This window comes from Allokutzneria sp. NRRL B-24872 (assembly GCF_002155965.1).
Taxonomy (GTDB): Bacteria; Actinomycetota; Actinomycetes; order Mycobacteriales; family Pseudonocardiaceae; genus Allokutzneria.
On record NZ_MUMH01000167.1, the window covers coordinates 1 to 22,743 of the forward strand.

Below are 22,743 nucleotides of genomic sequence, written 5' to 3' on the forward strand. Positions count from 1 at the left end.
ACCACCACCACCGTGCCGCCGCCCCCTCCGACGCCGAAGCCGAAGGCCAAGCCGTTGCCGGTGACCGACCTCAAGAAGGAGGAGGTCGCGCAGTCCTCGATCACGCCGACGCGGAAGTGGGCCATCGCCACGGTCGTCATGGTGATGATGGGCGCGGGATCGGCCGCGGCGGCGTACCGTAACCGCCGTTGAGACCCGCCTTGGCCAAGGGGGACAAGGACATGAACGCTCTCGCGAGGCTCGGGACGACGCGCGTCGCGCTGGCCGCGTTGACCGGGGTGACGGCGCTGTACTTCGCGTTGATCGTCTTCGGCAACGTGACCGACTACGGCACCAACGAGCAGTTCGTCGTGCACGTGCTGGCGATGGACACCACGTTCCGGGACCCCGACGTGATGTGGCGGGCGATCACCAGCCCCGCCGTCGTCACCACCGCCTACGTGTTGATCATCGCCTGGGAGGCGGCGACCGCGCTGGTGCTCATCACCGCCTTCGTGGCGTGGCTGCGCGCGGGCGGCGAGGAGACCGCGCGGCGGCTGTCCGTGCTGGGCTGGGTGATGGCCGTGCTGCTCTTCGGCGGCGGCTTCATCGCGATCGGCGGCGAGTGGTTCCAGATGTGGCAGTCCTCGAAGTGGAACGGCGTGGAAGCCGCCTTCCGCAACGTGGTCGTCGCCGCCATCGGCTTGATCATCGCCCTCGGCGGGCGCGCTCGGGACCAGTCGCCGCCGCGACCATGATCCGGATGGGTGCCGAACAGCTGGCGCGAGGCTGAAATTCCGGGTGTCGTCGGTCGGAGGTGGTAGAACTGGCCTTCGTGTTCGCCTATCTCCCCGTCTCCGGTCCCGTGCGCTTCGAACCGGACGGCATGCGGCTGCAATGGCGGACGGGCTGCGCCGAGGCGAGCTACGTCGGCGACTTCGTGGCCTGGTCGGACATCCGCGACGCCGATCCCTCCGCGACCCCGCCGGAGCTGCGGTTACAGGGCGGCAGGACGGTCTTCCTCGCCGCAGAGCAGAGCGAGGAGCTGGCCGAGCGGCTGTGGGCGGCCGGGGTGACGCTGGTGCACCGGCCGGACGTGTGGGGCCACCTGCTGGAGCCGTTCCTGGACCGCGACTACGACGAGGTCAAGGAGCGCATCGAGGGCGAGCTGCGCTACTGGGGTTTCACCGAGGCCGAGGTCGACCTGTTCCGCGAGCGCGTGCGCTGGCGGATGCTGCTGTTCACCCGCTTCGGCGGCGAGTGGACCACCTACGGGCAGGCCGACCTGGTGCTGGCGTGGTTCCTGCTGCGAGTGCCGCCGATGTTCGTCAGCGCGGGCGACTACCGCAGGTTCCGCAGGCTCAACGACGAGATCGCTGATCGACCCACCCAAGGCGGCACGCGCTGAACTTATGCTGTCCCGATGCGAGTGAGCGGGGCGATCGGTGCGGCGGCAGCGGCGGCGGTGTTCGTCGCGGTGCTGGTGTTCGGGCCCGACGCCGGGAAGGTCACCGGGGTGGCCGTCGAGGCACCGCCCCCGCCGACTCCGACAGCCACCACGACCACCCGCCCGGTCGCCAGGGCGGTGCTGAAGACAGCGGAGAACCCGTTGCTGGGCAACGGGATCAGCCTGCGTGAGATCACCTGCGAGCTGCCGAAGTTCGGCAGGGCGGCCGAGCAGCTGCGGTCCTACTACAAGGCCATGGTCACCTGCATGGACGACGCGTGGCGGCCCGCACTGGAGCAGGCGAACCTGCCGTTCAGCTCGCCGGAGCTGAACATGGAGGACAAGCCGACCACCGGCTGCGGGCCCGCGCCGTCGGACAACGAGGCGACCGCGTTCTACTGCGGAGCGGACCGGACGATCTACGTGCCGAGGGCGACCGTGCTCGACGCCGTGGAGTCCCACCGCGCCGGTCACCTGAACCTGCTCGGGCACGAGTACGGCCACCACGTGCAACTGCTCAGCGGGATCGCGCTGGCCAACGGCAGCGCCGTGCACAAGGCGGGCGAGGACACCCCGGCGGGCCTTGAGCTGATCCGCCGCCAGGAGTTGCAGGCCAACTGCTTCTCCGGGCTGTTCATCGCCGCGGCGGCGGGACGGGGCACGGTGACCAAGCAGCTCGCCGACGCCGCTGCCCGCTCGTTCAACGACTCGGTCGCCGACAACACCCACGGCAAGCTCCCCAACCAGGTGCGCTGGGGCAACGACGGCTTCCGCAAGCGCGTGACCTCGGCCTGCAACACCTACAACGCCCCTTCCGCCCAAGTCGCCTGAACAGCGGCGAAGTGGGTGAACCCGGACATTCGGGGTATCGCGGCGCGGGGGCGAGTCGCTAGCGTGCCGGAGGGTAGGCACCGCTGACGACGAGCACCGGAGGCCCCCGTGAGGATCGCGGACGTGTTGCGCGGCAAGGGTTCAGCCGTGGCCACCATCGAACAGCAGAGCTCGGTGACCGCGTTGCTCGCGGCGCTGGCCGAGCACAACGTCGGCGCCCTGGTGGTCGTCGACGCCGACGGCGGGCTCGCCGGGATCGTTTCCGAGCGCGATGTCGTGCGCACGCTGAACGAGCGCGGGTCGCGGGTGCTGGACGGCCCCGTCTCGGCGATCATGACCAGCCGCGTGTTCACCTGCGGGCCGGAGGAGTCCGTTGACACGCTCACCGTGCAGATGACCGAGCGCAGGATCAGGCACGTCCCGGTGCTCGACGGCGGTGCGCTGGTCGGCATCGTCAGCATCGGCGACGTGGTGAAGAGCCGGATCTCGCAGCTGGAGCAGCACGGCGAGCAGCTCCAGGCCTACATCTCCCAGGGCTGACCTCTTCCAGGACCGGGGCGGGCCTCACGCGCTGAACCAGGTCGCGGCGTCGAGCCGGACCCCCTCGGCGGGCGCCATCGTCCGCAGCGCGGACTCGACCTGCTGAAGTCGTTGCGCGCCAAGGGAGTGCTCCCACGTCGCGCGCAGCTCGTCGAAGATCGCCGCCGACCGGGAGAGCACGTCAACGCCGCGCGGGGTGAGCCGGACGAGCTTGCGCCTGGCGTCGGCGGCGTCCTCGACCCGCTCCGCGTAGCCCAGCGCGGCCAGGCGGTCCACGGTCTTGCCCGCCGCCTGCTTGGAGACGCCGAGCCGCCTGCCCAGCTCGCTCGCGGTGGCCCCGTGCGCGCCGATCGCCTGCATCGCGAAGCCGTGCGCCGGGCGCACGTCGGGGTGGCCCTGCGCTGCCAGTTCCGCGTGCAGCCGGTCGATGAGCGAGCGGAACCCGGCGAACAGCAGCAAGGGCAGCTCGAAGCCCGGAGGCTTGCGTGACTCGACAACCTGGTTTACCTTTTCGTCAACCACGTTGTCGACTTTACTCCGGAGGCCGCATGTTCACCGACCACACGATCGACTCCGCGCCCGTTGCCTCCCGCAGGGCCATGGAGGCGACCAGGGCGAAGCTGGGCCACGTGCCCGCGGCGGTCGCCCGGCTCGCCGAGTCACCGCACCTGCTGGACGGATTCCTCAGGCTGAGCGGCGTCTTCGAGAGCACGACGCTGGACATGACCTCGCGCGAGACGGTGATCATGACCGTGGCGGTGCGCAACGGCTGCGAGGTCTGCGTGGCGATGCACTCCGCGAAGCTCGCCGGGCATCCCGAGCTGGTCGCGGCGCTGCGTGAGCGGAGAGCGCTGCCCGACGAACGGCTGGAAGCGTTGCGGCGGTTCACCATCACCGTGCTGGAGACCGCTGGCGGCGTCGGCGACGACGCGCTGGAGGACTTCCTGGCGCACGGCTACACGAAGCAGAACGCGTTGGAGGTGGTGCTGGGCATCGGCACCTACACGATGTCCACACTGGCCAATCGGCTCGTCAGGGCCTAGTGCCGCGCCATTGTCAGCCAGGCGCGCAAGCCGAGGCCGAGCAGTGAGCGGGCCGATCCGCTCGGCAGCGCGGCGAGCTTCGGGGCCATCGCGGGCAGCCGGTGGTGCTGGCCGAGCGCGACCCCTCGCGCGGCGTTGAACGCGGCGACGGGGTGGTTGTCCAGCACGCTGTGCGACATGTCCCGGAACGGCACGAGCACCCCGTTCGGCAGCAGCCGCGCGGTCCGCTCGGCCACCGGGCGCACGGTCCGCAGATCGCGCTCGGCGGTCAGCACCGCGGTCGGCCAGGTGAAGTTCTCCAGAGCGCTCAGCAGGCAGCGCGGCTCGCCCTCGAAGGCGGGGAAACCCTTGGCGTGCTTGGCGAAGGCCAGAGACTGGTCCAACGGGAGACCGTCCGGTTCCAGGTCGAACAGCTCGCGGTAGAACATCGCCGAGATCAGGTCCCGCTCCAGCACGTAGCGGCTGGGCTTGCCCAGATCGTCGTCGGCGAGGCGGTGGACCCAGCGCCACGGCCCCCACCGGCCCGCCGTCACCGCGTCGAGCAGCCGGTGCGCCATCGCGGACCCGCCCAGCTCGTAGAAGACCGGAACCACGCTGGCGGCCTCGTCGCCCGGGATCACGCCGTCGGTGACCAGCTCGCGCACCCGCGCCGCGACGCCCGCGGTCGCCGGGTCCTCGCCGTGCCAGAGCCGTCGCCGCACCTCATCGCGCGCGACCGCGAAGTCCGACGCGGTGGAGAAGGTGGAGTCCAGGACCATCCCGGCGACGCGCTCGGGCTGCTTGGCGCCGAAGGTCTGCGCCAGGTACGCGCCGTAGGAGCTGCCGAGCACGATCGCGCGGTCGACCCCGCAGTCGTCGAGCACGGCGGTGAGGTCGTCGGCGGCCGCGTCCACGGTGAGCGCGCCGAAGGGCAGGTCGTGGCCGAGGTCGTCGTGCCTGGAGAGCCCGATTCCCCGGTGCTCCACCATGATCACGTCGAACTCGCGGCGCGCGGCCAGCGCCCGGTGCCGGTGGTAGGGCAGCACCGAGGCGAGCCCGGGGCCGCCGGGCAGCACCAGCAGCGGCGTCGCGCCCCTGCTGCCCTCGCGGACGTAGGTCAGCTCGAAGCGGCGCGAGCCGCCCTCGATCATCGGCCTGCGCAGCCTGCGCACCGAGGGGTTGTTGCGGAACTCCGCGATCACGTGCTCGCTGCGCTGGTCCCGCTTCTCTTCCCGCCGTGTGTCCACAGTGGACATTCCATTCCCCCTTCGACCCGCCCCGCCCGGTGAACGAGCGGGACGGTCGTCGGGTTCCAGCTCTCAGCCCGCGGGCCGGAAGGACCTGCGGTACGCGCTCGGCGCGACCCCGAGCCTGGCACGAAGGTGCTGCCGCAGCGAAGCCGCCGTGCCGAAACCGGCCCGAGCCGCGATCGTCTCCACCGGGAGGTCGGTGTCCTCCAGCAGCCGCCGCACGTGCTCGACACGCTGGTGCACCAGCCACTGGCCGGGGCTGGACCCGGTCTCCTCGCGGAAGCGCCTGGTGAAGGTGCGCACGCTCATCCGGGCGTGTTCTGCCAGCTCGCGCAGGGTCAGCGGCTCGCAGAGGCGGTGCAGCGCCCACTCGCGGGTGGCCGCCGTGCTGGCCTCGGTCGGCTCGGGCAGCGGGCGCTCGATGAACTGCGACTGCCCGCCGTCGCGCCACGGGGCGATCACGCAGCGGCGCGCGGCGCGGTTGGCCACCCCGCTGCCGTGGTCGCGGCGGATCACGTGCAGGCACAGGTCAGGGCCCGCGCCGACGCCCGCCGAGGTCAGCACGTCGCCGTCGTCGACGAACAACACGTCCGGATCGAGCAGCACCCTCGGGAACAGCCGCCGGAACCGCCGCGCGTAGGCCCAGTGCGTCGTCGCGGGCCTGTCGTCGAGCAGCCCAGCCGCGGCGAGCACGAAGGCTCCGGTGCAGATCGACATCATCCGCGCGCGGCCCGCCGCCCGGCGCAACGCGTCGATCACGTGCTGGTCGAGCACGCCGTCCTTGACCGGGCTGCCCTGCTGCATGCCGATGGTGATCACCGTCTGGGCCCAGTCCAGCGCCTCGGGGCCGTGCTCGGGGTGGACGCGGTACCCGGCGGCGCAGCGGATCGGGCCGCCGTCCGGCGTGCAGACGCGCACCTCGTACAGCGGTGAGCCGTCGTCGTCCCGCGCGGCGCCGAAGACCTGCGCGGGCACCCCGAGGTCGAATCCCACCGAGCCCTCCAGCGCGAGCACGGCGATGCGGTGCGGTCCGGTCATGGCCCGATCCTGACACAGGTTGGCCATCAGGCCACTCGTCCGAGTGAAACCGCTGGTCGAAGCTCATCCGGTGAGACAGAGATTTCGCGGGGCACCGCACCGCGCCTGGATCGTCGCCGCCGTGGCCTTCGTCGCGCTGGTCGGCGCCGCCGGGTTCCGGGCCACCCCCGGAGTGATGATCAACCCGCTGCACGAGGAGTTCGGCTGGCCGCTGAGCACGATCTCGCTCGCTGTCTCGATCAACCTGTTGCTCTACGGCCTGACTTCACCGTTCGCCGCCGCGCTGATGGACCGCTTCGGTATCCGGCAGGTGGTCGCGTGGGCACTGCTTCTGGTCGCGGCGGGCAGTGGGCTCACGGTGTTCATGGCGCAGTCCTGGCAGCTCATCCTGTTCTGGGGTGTTTTCGTCGGTTTGGGCACTGGATCGATGACGTTGGCGTTCGTGGCGACGGTGACCAATCGGTGGTTCGTGAAGCACCGGGGCATCGTGACCGGCGTGCTCACCGCGGGCGGTGCGGCGGGACAGTTGGTGTTCCTGCCAGTGCTCGCGTTGATTGTCGAACAGGGCACGTGGCGCTTCGCGTCGCTCACGGTCGCCTTGGCAGCACTAGCCGTTGTGCCGCTTGTGTTGTGGCTGTTGCGCGATCACCCCAGCGAGGTCGGTTTGACGGCCTACGGTGCTTCGGGACCTGTTTCGCCTCCGCCGGTTCCTGAAGGGGGAGCGGCGCGACGGGCTGTTCGCGCACTGTTCTCCGCCGCGCGCACCAAGACGTTCTGGTACCTCGCGGGCGGCTTCGCGATCTGCGGCATGACTACGAACGGCTTGGTGGGCACGCACTTCATCCCCGCCGCGCACGACCACGGCATGCCTACGACGGCCGCTGCGGGACTGCTGGCTCTGGTGGGCATTTTCGACGTCGCGGGCACTGTGTTCTCCGGTTGGCTGACGGACCGGATCGACTCCCGTGTGCTGCTCGCGATCTACTACGGGCTGCGGGGCGTGTCGTTGGCGATCCTGCCCAGCCTGTTCGACGCGACCGCGCACCCGAGCATGCTGGTGTTCATCATCTTCTACGGCTTGGACTGGGTGGCCACTGTCCCGCCGACCGTCGCACTGTGCCGTGAGCACTTCGGCGCAGACGGTGCGGTGGTCTTCGGATGGGTCTTCGCGTCGCACCAGGTCGGCGCGGCGATCGCGGCCACTGCGGCGGGCTTGGTGCGCGATTCCCTCGGCGAGTACACCGTCGCGTGGTACGTCGCTGCGGGGCTCAGCACGGTGGCTGCTGCGCTGTCGATGCTGATCGTGAAGACTAAGAGGCGTGACACAGCCGCCGTTCTGGGACCAGACGGAGCGCATGCCCCAGGGCAGGGCGCTGAGGGAACGCTCACACGAACTCCTGGCGGTGAAGCCGGGTGAGGTCGTGCTCGACGTTGGGTGCGGAACCGGTCACGCGGTCGCCGAGCTCGCCTCGCTCGGCGCGCGGCCGATCGGCGTCGACGTGTCGTTGTCCTTTGCCCGCGAATGGTTTCCGGCGTGCGACTTCCGCGAGGGGAAAGCTGAATCGCTTCCGGTCGATTCGTCCACTGTGGACTGCTATCGCGCTCAGCGGCTCTACCACCTCCTTGCTGAGCCTGAGAAAGCGCTTGCGGAGGCGCGCCGGGTGCTCGTGCCCAGCGGCAGGATCATCCTGATCGGTCAGGAGTACGACCTGTGGGCGCTGGACTCCGACGACCCCGATCTGACCCGTTCGCTCATGCGCGCCCACGCGCAGCGGATGTCGACGCCGCGCGGTGCTTTGAAGTACCGGGCGCTGTTGCTCGACAACGGGTTCACCGATGTGCACGTGGAGGTGCAGACGGCGGTGCACACCGACTACGCCGCCGTCGCGCCCCTGGTCTCGCAGATCGCCGCCGGTGCGGACGGCTGGCTCGCCGAGCAGGCTTCGCGGGGTTCGCGCGGGCGGTTCCTCGCGGTTCTGCCCATGTTTCTGGTGGTCGGAGTGCGTGCCGGTGGACAAGAATGAGCGCGTGGAGCTGACGATCCGGCCACTCGCCGACGAGGACGTGCCTGCCCGCTACGAGCTCAACCGCGTCGCGTTCGGGCGAACCCAGCCGTTGTCCCAGGTTCAAGCGACACTGCCGCGCATCGCGGACCAGGCAGGCGTGAACTGGTGGGGCGTGTTCGACTCGCGAGGCGCGCTCGTCGCGGACGCCGCTGACCGCGAACAGGGGCAGTGGTTCGGCGGGCGGCTCGTCCCCGCGAGCGGTATCGCGGGCGTAGCGGTGGCTCCGGAGTTCCGTGGGGCTGGCGTCGCGCAGAAGCTGCTCAAGCACATGCTCGGTGCCGCGCGTGACCGTGGCGCGGTCATCAGCACGTTGATGCCTAGCGTGCCGGGTCTCTACCGCAAGCTCGGTTGGGAGCAGGTCGGCGCGATCGTCGACGAGCGTGTCGCCACCACGGCCTTGCAGTCGGTGCGGCCCGCGGCCGGAGTGACCGTGCGACGCGTGACCGTTGAGGACTTCCCGACGGTTATGGAGGTCTACCGCGCCTACGCGCGTGCAGGGAACGGCCTCATGGAGCGCAGCGGCCCGCTGTTCAAGGCCACGCCTGCCGAAGTGCTCGACGAGTACCGCATGACACTGGTGGAGGGCCCTGACGGCGCGGAGGGCTACGCGAGTTGGCAGCGCACGGACAACTACGGCCCCGGCGCGAAGCTCGTAGTCACCGATCTGGTCACGCTGACCGATCGCGCGCTCACGACGCTGGTCGCGCAGTTCGGCAGTTGGGGCACCGTGGCGCCCACGACGGAGCTGCGCCTCGCGGTGCCCGACGAGCTCACGTGGGGCCTGCCTGTGCACTTGGAGCGGGCGTCGACCGATGCGTGGATGCTGCGCCTAGTGGACGCGAGTGCGGCTATCGCGGCCCGCGGCTGGCCGGAGCTGCGCGCGACCGTGGACCTGGAGATCGTGGACGACGTGTGCCCGTGGAACGCGGGACCGCACCGCTTGGTCGTCGCGGCTGGCTCGGCGTCACTGGAGCCCGGTGGTAGCGGCGAGGTGGTTATCAGCAGCCGTGGACTCGCGGTGCTTTACGGCGGTGGCGCGAGCACTGCGGCTCTACGGCGCTCCGATCTGCTCCACGGTGGTGACGGCCGCACGGACGCGTTGCTGGACGCGGCCTTCGCAGGACCGCGCCCAGGGTTGCTCGACGCGTTCTAGACGGGGTGGTGGTCGGGGACCGCGTTGAGTTCGATCCCGTGCTCTAGAAGGGCCTTCATCGCGCACAGGGCGGTGCTGAAGCCGCCCACGGTGTCGTTGACCCACTGAAGGGTTTCGTCACCGGTGCCGGTGAAGCCTGTCTCAGTGACTTCGACGAAGGTGGCGTTCGCGGAGCGCGGCGTGAACTTCAGCTCGACCGTCGTCGGTTGTGCGTAGTTGCCCCATTCGAAGCGGATCAGCCGGTTCTGCTCGACTTCCTTCACCCGGACGTCGGCGGAGGCACCGTAGGTTTCCCACTCCCAGCGCAGCTCTGCGCCCGGCTCCATCAGCGACCGGGTTGAGCTTTTCCATGCGCATCAGGTTGCCCTACAAGGACTCTGTTCGCTCTGCGAGTGCGGCCAGGTGGCGCGAGAAGTCGCGCAGCGCACTGCGGAGTTCGACGGGCTTGCGGATGACGAACGGCCAATCCAGGCCCGCGAGCATCCGTGCCATCCCGTCGAGCTTTTCCGCGCGCGTGCGTAGAACGACGACACCGTGCTCTTCGACCACCGTGCCCGTCGTCGGTGGGATGCGTTTGCGCACAGCGTCCACGGGGCCTTCCACTACGACTTCGACCTCCCACGTGTAGAGCACGCCCGCCAGCGACCGCGTGACGTGCTCTACGGCGTTGAAGTCCGCCGGGATCGTAAACGTGTTGTCTTGTAAGGAGACCGACTGCACGCGGTCGAGCCTGAAGGTGCGCAGTTCGCCACGGCGGTGGTCATGCCCCGTGACGTACCAACGGCCTGAGTGGAAGACGACGCCGTAGGGGTCCAGTTCGCGCTCTGAGTCCTCTTCGCGCCACGACCTGTAGCGGAGCCGCACGCGCGTCCTACGGCGCACGGCCTCGCCCATGACGAGCAGTGTGTCCGTGGTCGGAGCTTTGCTCTCGCGGGGAAGCAGTGTGAAACCCAGTGCTTCTTGTACTGCCTGCGTGCGTTCACGCAATGCGGGCGGGAGCACGCGTTGGATCTTGGCGAGCGCGCTGTCAACGGCGGGTTCCGCTGTCGCCAGACCGATCCGCTTGCTGGCCATGAGCCCCAGCGTCACCGCGACGGCCTCGTCGTTGCTCAGCATCAGTGGCGGCAGCTTGTACCCGGGGCGCAGGCGGTAACCGCCGTAACGCCCGCGCTCGGCCTCGACCGGCACGCCGAACTCGACCAGCCTGCTCGCGTAGCGGCGGACCGTGCGCTCGTCGACCCCGAGGCGTTCGGCCAACTCGCGCCCGGTCAGGTGGTGGTTCGCCTGGAGCAGCTCCAGCAGGGCCAGGAGCCGGGTGGTGGGATGTGGCACGGGTCACAACCTTAATCCGGACGTGTTTCGCCCGGATTCGATCCTACGGTTGGTCCAACGACATCGAGCGAGGAGTGACGAGATGGCCACTTACGTGCTGGTTCCCGGGGCTTGGATCGGCGGCTGGGCCTACGCGGAGGTCGCTGACCTGCTGCGCGCTGAGGGGCATGAGGTGCACGCGGTCACGCTCAGCGGCTTGGACGGCAGTGGGGACGCGAACTCGATCGACCTGGAGACGCACATCGCCGACGTGGTCGAGGTGATCGGCGACCGCGAGGACGTGGTCCTGGTCGGCCACAGCTACGCGGGCCTGGTGATCACGGGTGTGGCGGATCGTGTCGGTGACCGGCTCGCCCAGCTGGTCTACCTCGACTCGGCGCCGTTCGAGAACGGTGAGGCGATGCTGGACTTCACGGGTCCGGTCCCGAACGTCGACGGCCGCTTCCCGTGCCCGTCCTTCGAAGCGCTGAGCCAGGACGCAGGCATCGACAAGGACACCTACGACTTCCTGAGCGCCAAGGCGGTCGGACAGCCCTACGGCACCTACGCGCAGGCTCTGCGCATCAGCGACAAGGAGCCGGCTTATAAGCGCGTCGTGATCGCGTGTGACGACTTCCGCGGACTGGTCGCCACGGGCATGCCGCGCTTCCAGCAGTTCGTTGCGCCCGCGTGGCACCGTGTCGACATCGACACGGGTCACTGGCCGATGGTCACCGCCCCCAAGGAACTCGCCGAGGTCCTGCACGCCCTCTGAGCGCACGCTTCCCGAGACGCGAGCAGGCATCGTATTAGTCTCTGCGCGTGCTCTCCATCCTCAGCGCGGTGGTGGTGACCGCGACGCTCGTCGTCCCGGTCACCCCCGCGGCCCCGGTGCCCCTGATCATCGACACGGACATCTGCGCCGCCGTGGACGACGTTCCCGCGCTCGCGATGGCCAACCTCATGCACAGCAAACGCGAAGCGAAGTTGCTCGGTGTCATGGTCGACACCAAGGGCGAAGCGGGCGCTGCGGCGGTGGATGTGGTCAACACGCACTACAAGCACCCGAACATCCCGATCGGCGCTCTCAAGCCCACGGACAACTCCACGTGCGAGCAGTTCGCGCACAACTACGCGCCGCAGCTCGCGAAGAAGTTCCCGCACGACCTCCGCGGCGGCAGCGCGGCGCCCGAAGCGACCGCGCTCTACCGCGCGCTCCTTGCCACACAAAAAGACCACAGTGTCGTCGTGGTGTCCCTGGGTGCCACGACGAACCTGCGCAACCTCTTGGACGCGGACGCGGACCTGGTGCGCAGGAAGGTCTCGCGACTGGTCGTGATGGGCGGTCAGTACCCGCGCAGCACCACTGAGCCGGAGTTCAACTTCGCGCTCGACCCGGCGGCCACGGCACGCGTGGTGCACGACTGGCCGACTCCGGTCGTTTTCAGTGGTGGCGAGCTGTCAGTGTCCTTCGGCAAACGGATCACCGGTCAGTCCCCGCTCGCGGAAACCTTCCGCATCGGCTTCGGCGCCGGTGTCGACGGTGAGCTGTGGGACGTGCTGCCGATGTACTACGCGGTGCGCGGCGCGAAGCACTTCACAGAGGTGCGCGGCGGCTCCAACCGCATCGGCGCGGGCGGGGCGAACGAGTGGGTCAGCCCGGCCACGCGTGAGCACTCCTACCTCACGCTCGCCACCGACAAGGCCGTCATGGCGAAGATCCTCGAAGACATGCTGGTCAGTGCTTCTTAGCGGAGGGTGGGTGGCACTGACCGCGAGCGACAGGGCAGGCTAGGACGGGTGTCGAGCTCCCGCAACGCTTCACGCGTGTTCTTCCAGGCCGTCCTGCGCCGCCCCAGCCTGATCGGCGGCGTGTGGCCCAGTTCCCCCGCGCTGGCCGCCCGGCTGGCCTCGGTCATCCCCGGCTCCGGCGACCCCGTCGTCGTCGAGCTCGGCGCGGGCAGCGGTGCGGTCAGCGACGGCATCACGGCCCGCCTCGGCACGCGCGGCCGCTACCTGGGCGTGGAGCTGGACGAGGAGCTGGCCGGCCTGCTGCGGGAGAACTACCCGCACATGGAGGTCCTCAACGCCAACGCCACCGAGCTGGGCAAGCTCCTCGCCGACCGGGGCGTCGACGCGGTGGACGCCGTGGTCAGCGGCCTGCCGTGGGCGCTGATCGGCGAGCAGGGCCAGCGCGAGATCCTCGGCCACGTCGCGGAGACGCTGCAGCCGCACGGCGTGTTCACCACCTTCGCCTACGTGCACGCGCTGGGCATGGACAACGCCCGCCGCTTCCGCCGCCTGCTCGAAGCCACCTTCGACGAGGTCCTGCTGACCCGCGTGGTCTGGGCGAACCTGCCGCCCGCGATCACCTACGTCTGCCGCCGCCCCCGCTGACGCCGTGAGCCCGGCCGCGCTCAGCGACCGGGCTCCGTCGGCGTTCTAGACCACCGCGTCGATCTCCGCGAGCAGCCGCCCGCGCACGTCCTCGTCGCAGAACGACGCGCGCACACCGTTGCGGGCCAGTTCCGCGAGATCGTTCCTGTCGAAGCCGAACTCCTTGTGGCACAACAGGTACTCGCGGTTGAGATCCGTGTCGAACATGCCGGGGTCGTCGGTGTTCAGCGTGACGAGCACGCCGGCCTGCACCAGCCGTGGCAGCGGGTGCTCACCGATCGTCCGCACCGCGCGCGTGCGCAGGTTCGACGTCGGGCACACCTCCAACGCGATCTGACGCTCCGCGAGGTGCTCCACCAGGCGGGGGTCGTGGATCGCGGAGATGCCGTGACCGATCCGCTCGGCGCCCAGGTCGTTCACGGCCGACCAGATCGTCGCCGGGCCGGTGGTCTCCCCGGCGTGCGGCACGCTGCGCAGCCCCGCCTCCCTGGCGAGGGCGAACATCGAGGCGAACTGCGCGCGCCCCACCCCGATCTCCGGCCCGCCGAGCCCGAACGCGACCGTCCCCTGTGGACGGTGGCGCAGTGCCCACCGCACGGTGGTCGTCCCCGCCGTACGGCCCTTTTCGCCGGGGATGTCGAAAATCCACGCCAGCACCACGCCGTGCTCGTCGAGTGCGCGCTTGCGACCGGTCTCCAAAGCCTCGGCCAGCTCGTCCGGCTCGATCCCAGCCAACAGGTGCAGGTGCGGGGTGACGGTGACCTCTGCGTAGCGCACCGTGCACTGCGCGAGATCGCGCGCGAGACCGGTCACCAGGGTCACGACGTCCTCACCGGTGCGCACGAGGGCGCTGACGGCGAGGATCACGTCGATGAAGTGCGCGAAGTCCCTGAAGACATAGAAGTCCTGGAGCAGCGCCTCATCAGTCGGCACGCCACCGTCGGGGTGACGGCGCGCGAGTTCGAGCACGGTCGGCACAGAGGCCGCGCCGACGAGGTGGACGTGCAGTTCGGTCTTGGGGAGCGCGGCGACGAACGCCGCGATGTCGTTGGACATGCGGAAACAGACCTTCCAAGGAAAGGGATGCGTGGGTGCGGGCAGTCAGGCCCCAGTCACCACGCGAGGTCGGTCCGCGCGTGATCGGCTCCGTAGAGCGGCAGGGCCACCAGGCCCGCCAGGAACACGCTCACGTTCACCAGCGCAGTCTTTCACGACGTGGTGTGGATTTAGAAGGACATTTGGAGTATTGACCCCGTCGCTTCTCGCCGCGAAGGTGCGCAGGTACCCAACCTGCTAGGGGAGAAGCCGATGAGGCGTGCACGAACAGTCCTGCTGGCCGCGATGGTGGTGTTGCCGCTGACCGGTGCGCATGCGCTGGCCGCCGCTCCGCCGCAGCAGCCGGTGTTCGCCGACGGCGAGGCGCAGCCCGTCTACGACCCGACGGACGTGGTGCGGGAGAAGGTCTTCATCCGCGTGCCGATCGACAGCGACCGGGACGGCAAGGACGACGAGGTGCGCGCGGACGTGGTGCGCCAGCGCGTGACCACGCAGGGCGTGAAGCTGCCCGTGGTCTACCTCCCGAGCCCGTACTACGCGGGCGGGAACAACGTGCCGAACCACAACGTGGACGTCGAGTTGCACGTGCCGGACGGCCCGCGCAACGACAACCGGCGTGACAGCCCCGGCACCGACCCGAAGCAGGACCCGCGCATCGCGGCCGCGCTCGGTACTGCCGGTCCGAACCCCGGAGTGATCGGCCCATCGAGCTACGAGAAGTACCTTCTGGAGCGCGGCTACGCCGTTGTCTACGCGGAGTCGCTTGGCACTGGTGAGTCCACGGGGTGCCCGACCACCGGTGGCCGCAACGAGACCATCGGTGCGCGTTCCGTGGTCGACTGGCTCAACGGGCGCACTACCGCGCGCGACACCGCGAACAAGCCGTCTGTCGCTTCGTGGACCACGGGCAAGACGGCGATGATGGGTGTGTCTTACAACGGCACGCTGCCGAACGCTGTGGCTTCCACCGGCGTGCAGGGCCTTGAGGCGATCGTGCCCATCGCGGCGATCTCCAGTTGGTACGACTACTACCGCGCGGACGGCGCGGTCGTCGCTCCCGGTGGCTACCAGGGCGAGGACGCGGACGTGCTCGCGGAGTACGTGTACAGCCGCTCCGATCGCGAGATCTGCAAGCCGGTCATCGACGAGATCGTGCGGCAGCAGGACCGCGTGACGGGCGACTACAGCCCCTTCTGGGACGAGCGCAACTACCTCAACGACGCCAAGAAGGTGCGCGCGGCGACCCTGGTCGTGCACGGCCTCAGGGACTGGAACGTCAAGACCAAGCACGCCGCGCAGTGGTACGACGCTTTGAAGGCCAACAACGTGCCGCACAAGATCTGGTGGCACCAGTCCGGCCACACGGACCCGCTGGGCCTGCGCCGCGACGAGTGGCTGAAGACGCTCAACCGCTGGTACACCCGCTACCTGTTCGCCCAGCAGAACAACGTGGAGGCGGAGCCCCGAGCGACCATCCAGCGCGAGGACCGCAGTTGGGTCAACGAAGCCGAATGGCCCGTTCCCGGCAGCAGTGACGTCTCGGTGTACCCGTGGCCGGGCGGCACCTCCACGGGCAACCTCGAAGCCACGGCGCCGGTTCCCGGCAGCGCCGTAGTGGAGAAGTTGGCCGACGACGCGAGCAAGAAGGTCGACCAGTTGCTCGCGCTGCCCAGCTCCGGCAACCGCCTGTCCTACGCGACGCCCGCCGCGAAGCAGGCGCTGCGCATCAGCGGCACCGTGAAGGCTGAGCTGAAGGTCGCCTTCGACCGCCCCGCGGCGAACGTGACCGCGGTGCTCGTCGACCGCGCTCCGAACGGCACCACGAAGGTCATCACGCGCGGGTGGACCGATCCGCAGAACCGCGCGCGTCCGGACCGCACAGAGCCGGTAAAGCCGGGGGAGCGGTACTCCCTCAGCGTGGAGATGCAGCCGATGGACTACGTGCTGCCCGCAGGCAACAAGCTCGGGCTGGTGCTGCTGTCCAGCGACTACGACTACACGCTGCGGCCCAAGCCCGGCGCGGGCCTCGCCGTGACGCTGAACCAGACCCGGATCGTCCTGCCCGCCCTCGGGGGCAAGCAGGCGTTCCTGGCGGCCTTCGGTCGCTGACCCACCCCGCGAAAGGCCCTCTTCCCGCCAGGGGAGGGGGCCTTTCGGCCGTCCAGCGGCAAGTCGTCCTTCCTCTGGTGGATAGTCAAAGTTCACCTTCATACAGTGTGCTTCCGGTGAGTTATTCACCTAGTCGCTGGAGGACGTTGTGCGCACCCGTGGCACCGCCGTCGTCTCCGCGGTCCTCGCAGTGCTCGGCCTGACACTGGGCGGTACCGGGCTGGGCGTCGCCGCCCCGACCGCCGCGCTCGGGCCGGAGCCGGTCGAGGGTCGCCCCGGTTCGTCCTCCGTGGACGGACCGGTCCAACTGCTCCCACAGACTCCTTCCGCGCGCATCGCGGCCACCGATGAGGACTTGGTGGTCAGCCGGGCGGAGCGGCCGATCGCGCCCGGTCTGGCGCTGAGCGAGTTCCGCAGCCTGCGCCCCACCGGCTGGATTCAAGGTGACGTGCTCACCGCCGACTTGTCGCAGCCGAGCCTCAAGGCGAAGTACCTGAGCCCGGGACCGGTTGCCGCGCGCACCGTGCTCACGGACCAGGCCGCGCGCACCGGTGCTATCGCGGGCGTCAACGGCGACTTCTTCGACATCAACGAGACCGGGGCGCCACGGGGCATCGGTATCGACAACGGCGCGTTGCGGCACGCGCCTGCTAGCGGCTGGAACCACGGCGTTGGCATCAACGGCAACGGTGTCGGCCGCATGCTGGAGGTCTTCCTGCAGGCGAGCGTGACCCTGCCGAGCGGCTCTTCGATCACCGCCACGAACTTCAACTCGCCGGACGTGGCCAAGAACGGCATCGGCATCTTCACGTCGTTGTGGGGCACGCAGCCGCGTTCCTGGGCCGCCGTGGGCGCGAACCAGGTGCGCGAGGTCGAGATCCGCGACGGTGTCGTCAGCGCGCTTCGCTCCACTACTGGCGAGGGGCCGATCGCCGGGAACACCGTGGTGCTGCTGGGCATCGATTCGGGCGCGCGAGCGCTCGAATCGATGCGCGTCGGTGACAAGGTCGACGTCCGCTACCAGCCACGGCACCAGGGCGACCCCTTGAAGGTGGCCATCGGTGGCAATCTCCCGCTGCTGCGCGACGGTGTCGTTCTGCCGCAGACCGATACTGCGATCCACCCGCGCACCGCAGTCGGATTCTCCGCTGACGGGCGCAAGATGTGGCTTGTCACGATCGATGGCAGGCAGGTCTCCAGTCGCGGCATGACCTATCGCGAACTCGGCGAGTACATGAAGTCCCTCGGTGCCGACGACGCGCTCAACCTTGACGGTGGCGGCTCTTCGACCCTTGTCGCGCGACTGCCCGGCCAGAGCGCTGTGTCCGTGCACAACTCGCCCTCCGACGGCGGTCAGCGCATCGTGCCCAACGGCCTCGGGCTGACCAGTGCCAGCGGAAGCGGTCGCCTCACGGGGTTCCGCGTCGAACCGGGGACGGCGGGCGAGCAGTCGAACCGCGTGCTTACGGGCCTCAGTCGAACCGTGGGGGCGTGGGGGCACGACGAGACCGGCGCTCCGGTGAACGCCTCGCCGCGATGGAAGGTCAGCCCGTCCAACGCGGGCAAGCTCGAAGCTGCTTCAGGGCTGAGCGTGTTCCGCGCGGGACAACCGGGCGCCGCGAAGCTCTCCGTCTCGTCCGGACGCGCTGCTGGTGAGCTGGGCGTGACCGTGCTCGGTGCGCCTGTGCGCGTGGACACCGACACCGAGCGGGTCGCTTTGTCCGGCATCGGCGCGAACGGGCGCTTCCGTGTCATGGGCCAAGACGCGGAGGGCTTCACCACGTGGGTGGAACCGCGCGACGTGCAGCTCAGCTATGACCAGCGGATCGTGCACGTCACGCCAGACGGCGACGGGTTCGCGGTGTCCGCTGCGGGAACCTCCGGTGGGACTGTCATCACCGTGAAGGTCGGGGGCCTTGTCACGCACTTCGGCGTCACGATCGGCACAAAGGCCATCGGTGTGTCCACTATGGACTCCGCTGACCCGTGGAACGCCACGGTCTTCCCGGCCGTCGTGGGCGCCTCTCTGTCCACTGTGGAAGGCAGGACTGGCAAAGCGCTCGCGCTGGACTACCGGCTCACGGGCGCCACGGTCACCAGGGCCGCTTACGTGAACGCGCGCACGCCCATCGTCCTACCGGCGGGCACGCAGCGTGTGGGGACGTGGGTCAACGGTGACGGCAAGGGCACCTGGTTGCGGTTGAGCCTTCTCGACAGCACCGGCACCGCGACGGTGCTCGATCTGTCCAAGACGGTCGACTGGACTGGTTGGCGCTACGTGGACACCGAGGTGCCTGCGGCCCTCACAGGCGAGTTGCGCGTACAGCGGCTCTACGTGGTGGAGACAGACGGCAGCCGACAGTACGAGGGCCGTCTCCTTCTGGATGACCTGACCGCGTCCGTGGCTTCGGATATCTCCGTGCCCGCCGATGCTCCGCGCAATGACCGTGTCGTGGTGACCGACGGGGACCTTCCCACCAAGCCCGGCGCGCTTCGGGTCGCCGTGGTGAGCGACGCGCAGTTCACCTCTGACAACCCCGAAGGTCCCCTCGTGGCACAAGCACGGCGGACCTTCCGTGAGGCGCTCGCCGCCAAGCCCGACGTCCTCCTGATCAACGGTGACCTCGTCGACAGGGGTACTGCGGCGGACTTCGCCCTGGCGCGCAAGGTGATCGACGAGGAGCTGGTCGGCAAGGGAGTGCCCTGGTACTACCTCCCCGGCAACCACGAGACCTACGGCCCAGGCACCACCGAGGAGTTCCGCAAGGCCTTTGGCGACACCTTCCGCGTCGTCAACCAGGGCGGCGTGCGGATGGTGCTGCTCGACTCCTCGCTCGGAACCCTGCGCGCGGGCGGGTTCGACCAGATCAAGCTGCTGCGCCAGGCCCTGGACTCGGCCGCGACCGACCCGTCCGTGCGTGGCGTGCTCGTCGCCATGCACCACCCCGTCGACGATCCGCTGCCCGGGGGTTCATCGGAGCTGACCGATCCGCTCGAAGGGCCGCTGTTGTCGCAGTGGTTGGCCGATTTCCGTGCGCGGAGCGGGAAAGCGGCGCTGTCGATCGCCTCGCACGCGGGGCTGTTCCACGCGGGCCGCACCGACGGCGTGCCGTTCCTGATCAACGGCAACTCCGGCAAGGCACCCGCCGCCGCGCCCGCTGACGGCGGCTTCACCGGCTGGACGATGGTCCGCGTCGATCCCGCTGACCAACGCGACCCCGTGCGGTCGGAGATCAGGGCTCACGTGGACCGCTTGGAGCTGACCGCTCCCGCGCGTCTCGCGCCCGGAAGCACGGCACCAGCGGGGGCAACCGTCCTTCAAGGACAGCGCAGGATCGCCGTGAGCTATCCCGTGAGCGCGGACTGGTTCGGCTCGGCCGCCTTGCACATCGGCCCGGCCCAGGGCGCCACGCCCGCGCACAGTGCCGCCTTCGACCCCGCGACGGGCACGTTCACCGCGCTCCGGCCCGGCAAGGTCGAGCTCGGCGTGGCGGTCAACGGCACCAGAACAACCACGCCGATCGAGATCTCCTAGCTCCACCCCATCGTGTGCTTGCCCCTCCCGTTTCGCGCTCACAGCTGGGAAAGAGCGCGAAACGGCAGGGGTGCGAGCGAGCAGGTGCGGCTAGTTGTCCACATCAGCCCCGTCCATCCACAGATTCGCCCGGCGCGGTCCCGAACGACCCCCGGGCGATGACAGTGGGGACATGCCCTCCACCACCGCCCTGAGCGGAACGACCCGGCTCCACGACATCGCCGACCTGGTCGCGGCCGTCCCGCACCTGCTCGGCTTCCACCCGACCGAATCCCTGGTCCTGGTCTGCCTCACCAAACGCAAGAAACGCACCCGCGTCGGCCTCGCGCTGCGGGTCGACCTGCCCGCCGTCGAGAACCGCCCGGCCGTCGCGGCGCAACTGCTCGCACCCGTGCTGGGGCACAAGAGCACCCGGATCGTCGCGGTGGTGGTGTGCCCGGGGGCACCGGCGCCGTGGCCCGCCGAGCTACCGCACGCGGGACTGATCGCCGAACTCGACGAGGCGTTCGACGCTGCCAAGATCCGGTTCCGGCACGCCGTCTGGGTGGAGTCCATTGTGGACGGAGCGGTCTGGCGCTGCTACGACGAGCCGGACTGCGGCGGTGTCCTGCCCGACCCGGCCACCAACGCGCTCGCCGCGGCGAGCGCGCTCGCGGGCAACGTGACCTTCGCCAGCCGCGAGGAGTTGCGCGCGCTGCTCGATCCCGCCCCGCCGGACGTGCTCGCCCGGCGCACCGCGCTCATCGACGCGCTGCTGGACGGTTCGGGCGGCCTCACCCCGCCGGGATTCGACGGCCCGGCCGCGGCGCTGCGCATGGTGCACGACACCATCGAGGCGACGGAGCAGCACCGGCTCCAGCTCTCCGACGAGGACGTCGCGCTGCTGGCGATGGGCCTCGCGCACCACCCGGTCCGGGACGCGTGCCTGGCCACGGTGCTCGGTGACCGGGCTGAGGCGGCCGAGAGGCTGTGGCTGGAGCTGACCAGAGCGGTGCCCGGCCCGGAACGGGCGGAGCCCGCCGCGCTGCTCGCCTACTCCTGCTACCTGCGGGGCGACGGCGCGCTGGCCAGCATCGCGCTGGAGGCGGCGGAGGCGGCCGATGACGCCCACTGCTTGGCCCGGCTGCTGCGCGTCGCGCTGGACACCGGGCTGCCGCCCGGCCAGATCGAACTGCTCGCGCTGGACGGCGTGGCCCAGCACCGCCGCCTGATGGAGACGACGTGACCGCCGGTCGCGGAGGACCTCCGCGACCGGCGGCGGAGCACTCAGCGCTTGCGGGTGAACTCCCACGCGTCGCCGACGATGCTGGCGAGGTCGGTGCGCTGCGGCTTCCAGCCCAGCTCCTCCTGCGCCAGGTCGCTGGAGGCGACCAGCACGGCCGGGTCACCGGCGCGGCGCGGGGCGACGGCGGCCGGGATCGGGTGCCCGGTGACCTCGCGGCAGGTGTCGATGACCTGCTTGACCGAGAACCCGGTGCCACTGCCCAGGTTGTAGATCCGGTGCTGGCCCGGCTCGGCGTGCTGCAGCGCCAGCAGATGCGCGTCGGCGAGGTCCACGACGTGGATGTAGTCCCGGACGCAGGTGCCGTCCTCGGTGGGCCAGTCCTCGCCGTACATCTGGACCTGCTCGCGCTGGCCGAGCGCGACCTGGAGCACGATCGGGATCAGGTGGGTCTCGACCGCGTGCCGCTCGCCGTAGTTCAGGTAGGCGCCCGCGACGTTGAAGTAGCGCAGGCTCACCGCCGCGAGGCCGTGCGCGGCCGCGTAGGAGGTGATCGCGAAGTCGATCGCCAGCTTCGAGGCGCCGTAGGTGTTGGTCGGCCGGGTCGGCGCGGACTCCTTGATCGGCACCTCCTCCGGTTCGCCGTAGGTGGCGGCGGTGGAGGAGAACACCAGGCGCGGGGTTCCGTTGTCCCGCATGGCGTCCAACAGGTTCAACGCGGTCATCACGTTGCCGTGCCAGTACTTGGACGGGTTCTCCATGGACTCCCCGACCAGGGACTTGGCCGCGAAGTGCAGCACCCCGTCGAAGCCCTCGGCCAGCAGCGAGCCCGCGTCCCCCGCGTCGCCCTCGACGAAGCGGGCGCCGTGCGGGACCGCGTCCGCGTGCCCCGTCGACAGGTCGTCGAGCACGACGACCTCGTGCCCGGCCTCCAGCAGCCGGGCGGCGTTCACGCTGCCGACGTATCCGGCCCCGCCCGTGACGAGCAGCTTCACCTGGTTCCTACCTTCCTCACTGGGTCATGCGTCGTGTTCGTTCTGGTCTGCCTCGCGGTCCTCGGCGGCCTCGTCCCGTCCGGCGCCGGCGGCCGGGACCGCCACGAACAACCGGGGCAGGGTGAAGGCCCGCTCGGTGTAGGCCGCGTTCACCGCGCGCCGCACGTCGTCGAGGACCGCGGTGGAGGTCAGCGCGATGGCCGAGCCGCCGAAGCCGCCGCCGACCATGCGCGCGCCGAGCGCCCCGGCGGACAGCGCCGCGTCGACCGCGACGTCCAGCTCCGCGCAGGAGACCCGGTAGTCATCCCGCAGGCTCTCGTGCGAGGCGGTGAGCAGCGGGCCGATCTGCGCCATCTTGCCCGCCCGCAACAGCTCGACGGTCTCCAGCACCCTGGCGTTCTCCGTGACCACGTGCCGCGCCAGCGGAGCGAGCTCGCCCGGCAGCCGCTCCAGGGCCGAGGGCAGGTCGTCGACCGCCACGTCGCGCAGCGCGGCGACGCCCAGCAGCTCCGCCGCGCGCTCGCACCCGCGCCGCCGCTCACCGTAGGCGGAGTCGGCCAGCGAGTGGTTCGCCCTGGTGTCGATCACCAGCACGGCGAGGTCCTCGGCGGCGGCGTCGAAGGGCACCTGCTCGGACTCGCCGGAGCGCACGTCCAGGAACAGCACGTTGCCCTTGGCGCAGCACAGCGAGGCCGTCTGGTCCAGCAGGCCGGTCGGCGCGCCGACGAAGTCGTTCTCCGAGTGCTGCACCCACCGCGCGATCTGCTGCCGCGAGGGCGCGCCCTCGGCGTC

22 protein-coding genes and 1 pseudogene are annotated in these 22,743 nt (G+C 70.0%); 15 read left to right on the forward strand and 8 right to left on the reverse strand.

Annotated features, from left to right (window positions below):
- The 5 genes and pseudogenes from CCN37_RS40290 to CCN37_RS32880 form a co-directional block, all read left to right on the forward strand.
- Positions 1-192, forward strand: a pseudogene (locus tag CCN37_RS40290) (hypothetical protein); the annotation flags it as partial.
- Between the two features lie 29 nt (positions 193-221).
- Complete coding sequence (locus CCN37_RS32865) at positions 222-737, forward strand: DUF2165 domain-containing protein (protein ID WP_086828499.1); 516 nt, start codon at positions 222-224, stop codon at positions 735-737.
- Between the two features lie 59 nt (positions 738-796).
- Positions 797-1,387, forward strand: coding sequence for a hypothetical protein (locus CCN37_RS32870; protein ID WP_086828465.1), 591 nt, complete (start codon positions 797-799; stop codon positions 1,385-1,387).
- 15 nt (positions 1,388-1,402) lie between these two features.
- On the forward strand, positions 1,403-2,257 hold the full coding sequence (locus tag CCN37_RS32875) for a neutral zinc metallopeptidase (protein WP_086828467.1): 855 nt from the start codon (positions 1,403-1,405) through the stop codon (positions 2,255-2,257).
- A gap of 108 nt (positions 2,258-2,365) precedes the next feature.
- Entirely contained in the window at positions 2,366-2,797 is a 432-nt protein-coding gene (locus tag CCN37_RS32880) for a CBS domain-containing protein (RefSeq protein ID WP_086828470.1), read from the forward strand.
- A gap of 24 nt (positions 2,798-2,821) precedes the next feature.
- Here the strand turns inward: CCN37_RS32880 and CCN37_RS32885 are convergent, their stop codons facing one another.
- Positions 2,822-3,319 (reverse strand): MarR family winged helix-turn-helix transcriptional regulator, encoded by a 498-nt coding sequence (locus CCN37_RS32885; protein WP_086828472.1) that lies wholly within the window; start codon positions 3,317-3,319, stop codon positions 2,822-2,824.
- 26 nt (positions 3,320-3,345) lie between these two features.
- Between CCN37_RS32885 and CCN37_RS32890 the strand changes: the two genes are divergently transcribed.
- A complete protein-coding gene (locus CCN37_RS32890) occupies positions 3,346-3,840 on the forward strand; it encodes a carboxymuconolactone decarboxylase family protein (protein WP_086828474.1) in 495 nt (164 codons plus the stop codon).
- On the opposite strand, the gene CCN37_RS32895 is transcribed toward CCN37_RS32890, so the two are convergent.
- Both CCN37_RS32895 and CCN37_RS32900 read right to left on the reverse strand, forming a co-directional pair.
- Complete coding sequence (locus tag CCN37_RS32895; RefSeq protein ID WP_086828476.1) at positions 3,837-5,075, reverse strand: alpha/beta fold hydrolase; 1,239 nt, start codon at positions 5,073-5,075, stop codon at positions 3,837-3,839. The two genes, CCN37_RS32890 and CCN37_RS32895, sit on opposite strands and share 4 nt — an antisense overlap.
- Positions 5,076-5,138: 63 nt before the next feature.
- Positions 5,139-6,107 carry a GlxA family transcriptional regulator gene (locus CCN37_RS32900; protein WP_210408310.1) on the reverse strand — a complete coding sequence of 323 codons (969 nt, stop codon included), beginning with the start codon at positions 6,105-6,107 and terminating at the stop codon, positions 5,139-5,141.
- Between the two features lie 70 nt (positions 6,108-6,177).
- On the opposite strand from CCN37_RS32900, the gene CCN37_RS32905 reads away from it, so the two are divergent.
- The 3 genes from CCN37_RS32905 to eis are packed head-to-tail and all read left to right on the forward strand — an operon-like array spanning position 6,178 to position 9,326.
- The gene (locus tag CCN37_RS32905; RefSeq protein WP_246843451.1) at positions 6,178-7,524 is read left to right on the forward strand and encodes an MFS transporter; all 1,347 of its coding nucleotides are present in this window, start codon (positions 6,178-6,180) and stop codon (positions 7,522-7,524) included.
- 4 nt (positions 7,525-7,528) lie between these two features.
- On the forward strand, positions 7,529-8,131 hold the full coding sequence (locus tag CCN37_RS32910; protein ID WP_246843452.1) for a methyltransferase domain-containing protein: 603 nt from the start codon (positions 7,529-7,531) through the stop codon (positions 8,129-8,131).
- Positions 8,118-9,326, forward strand: a complete 1,209-nt coding sequence (eis, locus tag CCN37_RS32915; RefSeq protein ID WP_168200978.1) for an enhanced intracellular survival protein Eis — start codon at positions 8,118-8,120, stop codon at positions 9,324-9,326. Before CCN37_RS32910 ends, eis begins: the two co-directional genes overlap by 14 nt.
- Here eis and CCN37_RS32920 read toward each other — a convergent pair.
- A complete protein-coding gene (locus CCN37_RS32920; RefSeq protein WP_086828482.1) occupies positions 9,323-9,652 on the reverse strand; it encodes an SRPBCC domain-containing protein in 330 nt (109 codons plus the stop codon). The genes eis and CCN37_RS32920 overlap by 4 nt on opposite strands.
- Before the next feature lie 40 nt (positions 9,653-9,692).
- Complete coding sequence (locus CCN37_RS32925; protein WP_086828483.1) at positions 9,693-10,658, reverse strand: YafY family protein; 966 nt, start codon at positions 10,656-10,658, stop codon at positions 9,693-9,695.
- Positions 10,659-10,740: 82 nt separating this feature from the next.
- Here CCN37_RS32925 and CCN37_RS32930 point away from each other — a divergent pair, with 82 nt between their 5' ends.
- Genes CCN37_RS32930 through CCN37_RS32940 form a run of 3 tightly spaced genes read left to right on the forward strand, consistent with a single transcriptional unit; the run spans position 10,741 to position 13,034 of the window.
- Positions 10,741-11,412, forward strand: a complete 672-nt coding sequence (locus tag CCN37_RS32930) for an alpha/beta fold hydrolase (RefSeq protein WP_086828486.1) — start codon at positions 10,741-10,743, stop codon at positions 11,410-11,412.
- A 47-nt stretch (positions 11,413-11,459) separates the two neighbouring features.
- Entirely contained in the window at positions 11,460-12,389 is a 930-nt protein-coding gene (locus tag CCN37_RS32935) for a nucleoside hydrolase (RefSeq protein WP_168200979.1), read from the forward strand.
- A 48-nt stretch (positions 12,390-12,437) separates the two neighbouring features.
- Positions 12,438-13,034, forward strand: a complete 597-nt coding sequence (locus tag CCN37_RS32940; RefSeq protein WP_246843453.1) for a class I SAM-dependent methyltransferase — start codon at positions 12,438-12,440, stop codon at positions 13,032-13,034.
- Positions 13,035-13,079: 45 nt separating this feature from the next.
- Here CCN37_RS32940 and add read toward each other — a convergent pair whose 3' ends face one another.
- A complete protein-coding gene (gene add / locus CCN37_RS32945; RefSeq protein ID WP_086828491.1) occupies positions 13,080-14,090 on the reverse strand; it encodes an adenosine deaminase in 1,011 nt (336 codons plus the stop codon).
- Between the two features lie 252 nt (positions 14,091-14,342).
- On the opposite strand from add, the gene CCN37_RS32950 reads away from it, so the two are divergent.
- The 3 genes from CCN37_RS32950 (at position 14,343) to CCN37_RS32960 (ending at position 20,959) form a co-directional block, all read left to right on the forward strand.
- On the forward strand, positions 14,343-16,199 hold the full coding sequence (locus CCN37_RS32950; protein ID WP_086828493.1) for a Xaa-Pro dipeptidyl-peptidase: 1,857 nt from the start codon (positions 14,343-14,345) through the stop codon (positions 16,197-16,199).
- A gap of 148 nt (positions 16,200-16,347) precedes the next feature.
- On the forward strand, positions 16,348-19,734 hold the full coding sequence (locus CCN37_RS32955; RefSeq protein ID WP_246843454.1) for a phosphodiester glycosidase family protein: 3,387 nt from the start codon (positions 16,348-16,350) through the stop codon (positions 19,732-19,734).
- Positions 19,735-19,906: 172 nt separating this feature from the next.
- Positions 19,907-20,959, forward strand: a complete 1,053-nt coding sequence (locus CCN37_RS32960) for a DUF4192 domain-containing protein (RefSeq protein WP_086828495.1) — start codon at positions 19,907-19,909, stop codon at positions 20,957-20,959.
- A 41-nt stretch (positions 20,960-21,000) separates the two neighbouring features.
- Here CCN37_RS32960 and galE read toward each other — a convergent pair whose 3' ends face one another.
- A complete protein-coding gene (gene galE, locus CCN37_RS32965; RefSeq protein WP_086828497.1) occupies positions 21,001-21,951 on the reverse strand; it encodes a UDP-glucose 4-epimerase GalE in 951 nt (316 codons plus the stop codon).
- Between the two features lie 24 nt (positions 21,952-21,975).
- Positions 21,976-22,743: galactokinase (locus CCN37_RS32970; RefSeq protein WP_371505368.1), on the reverse strand; the 768-nt coding region annotated here is incomplete at its 5' end.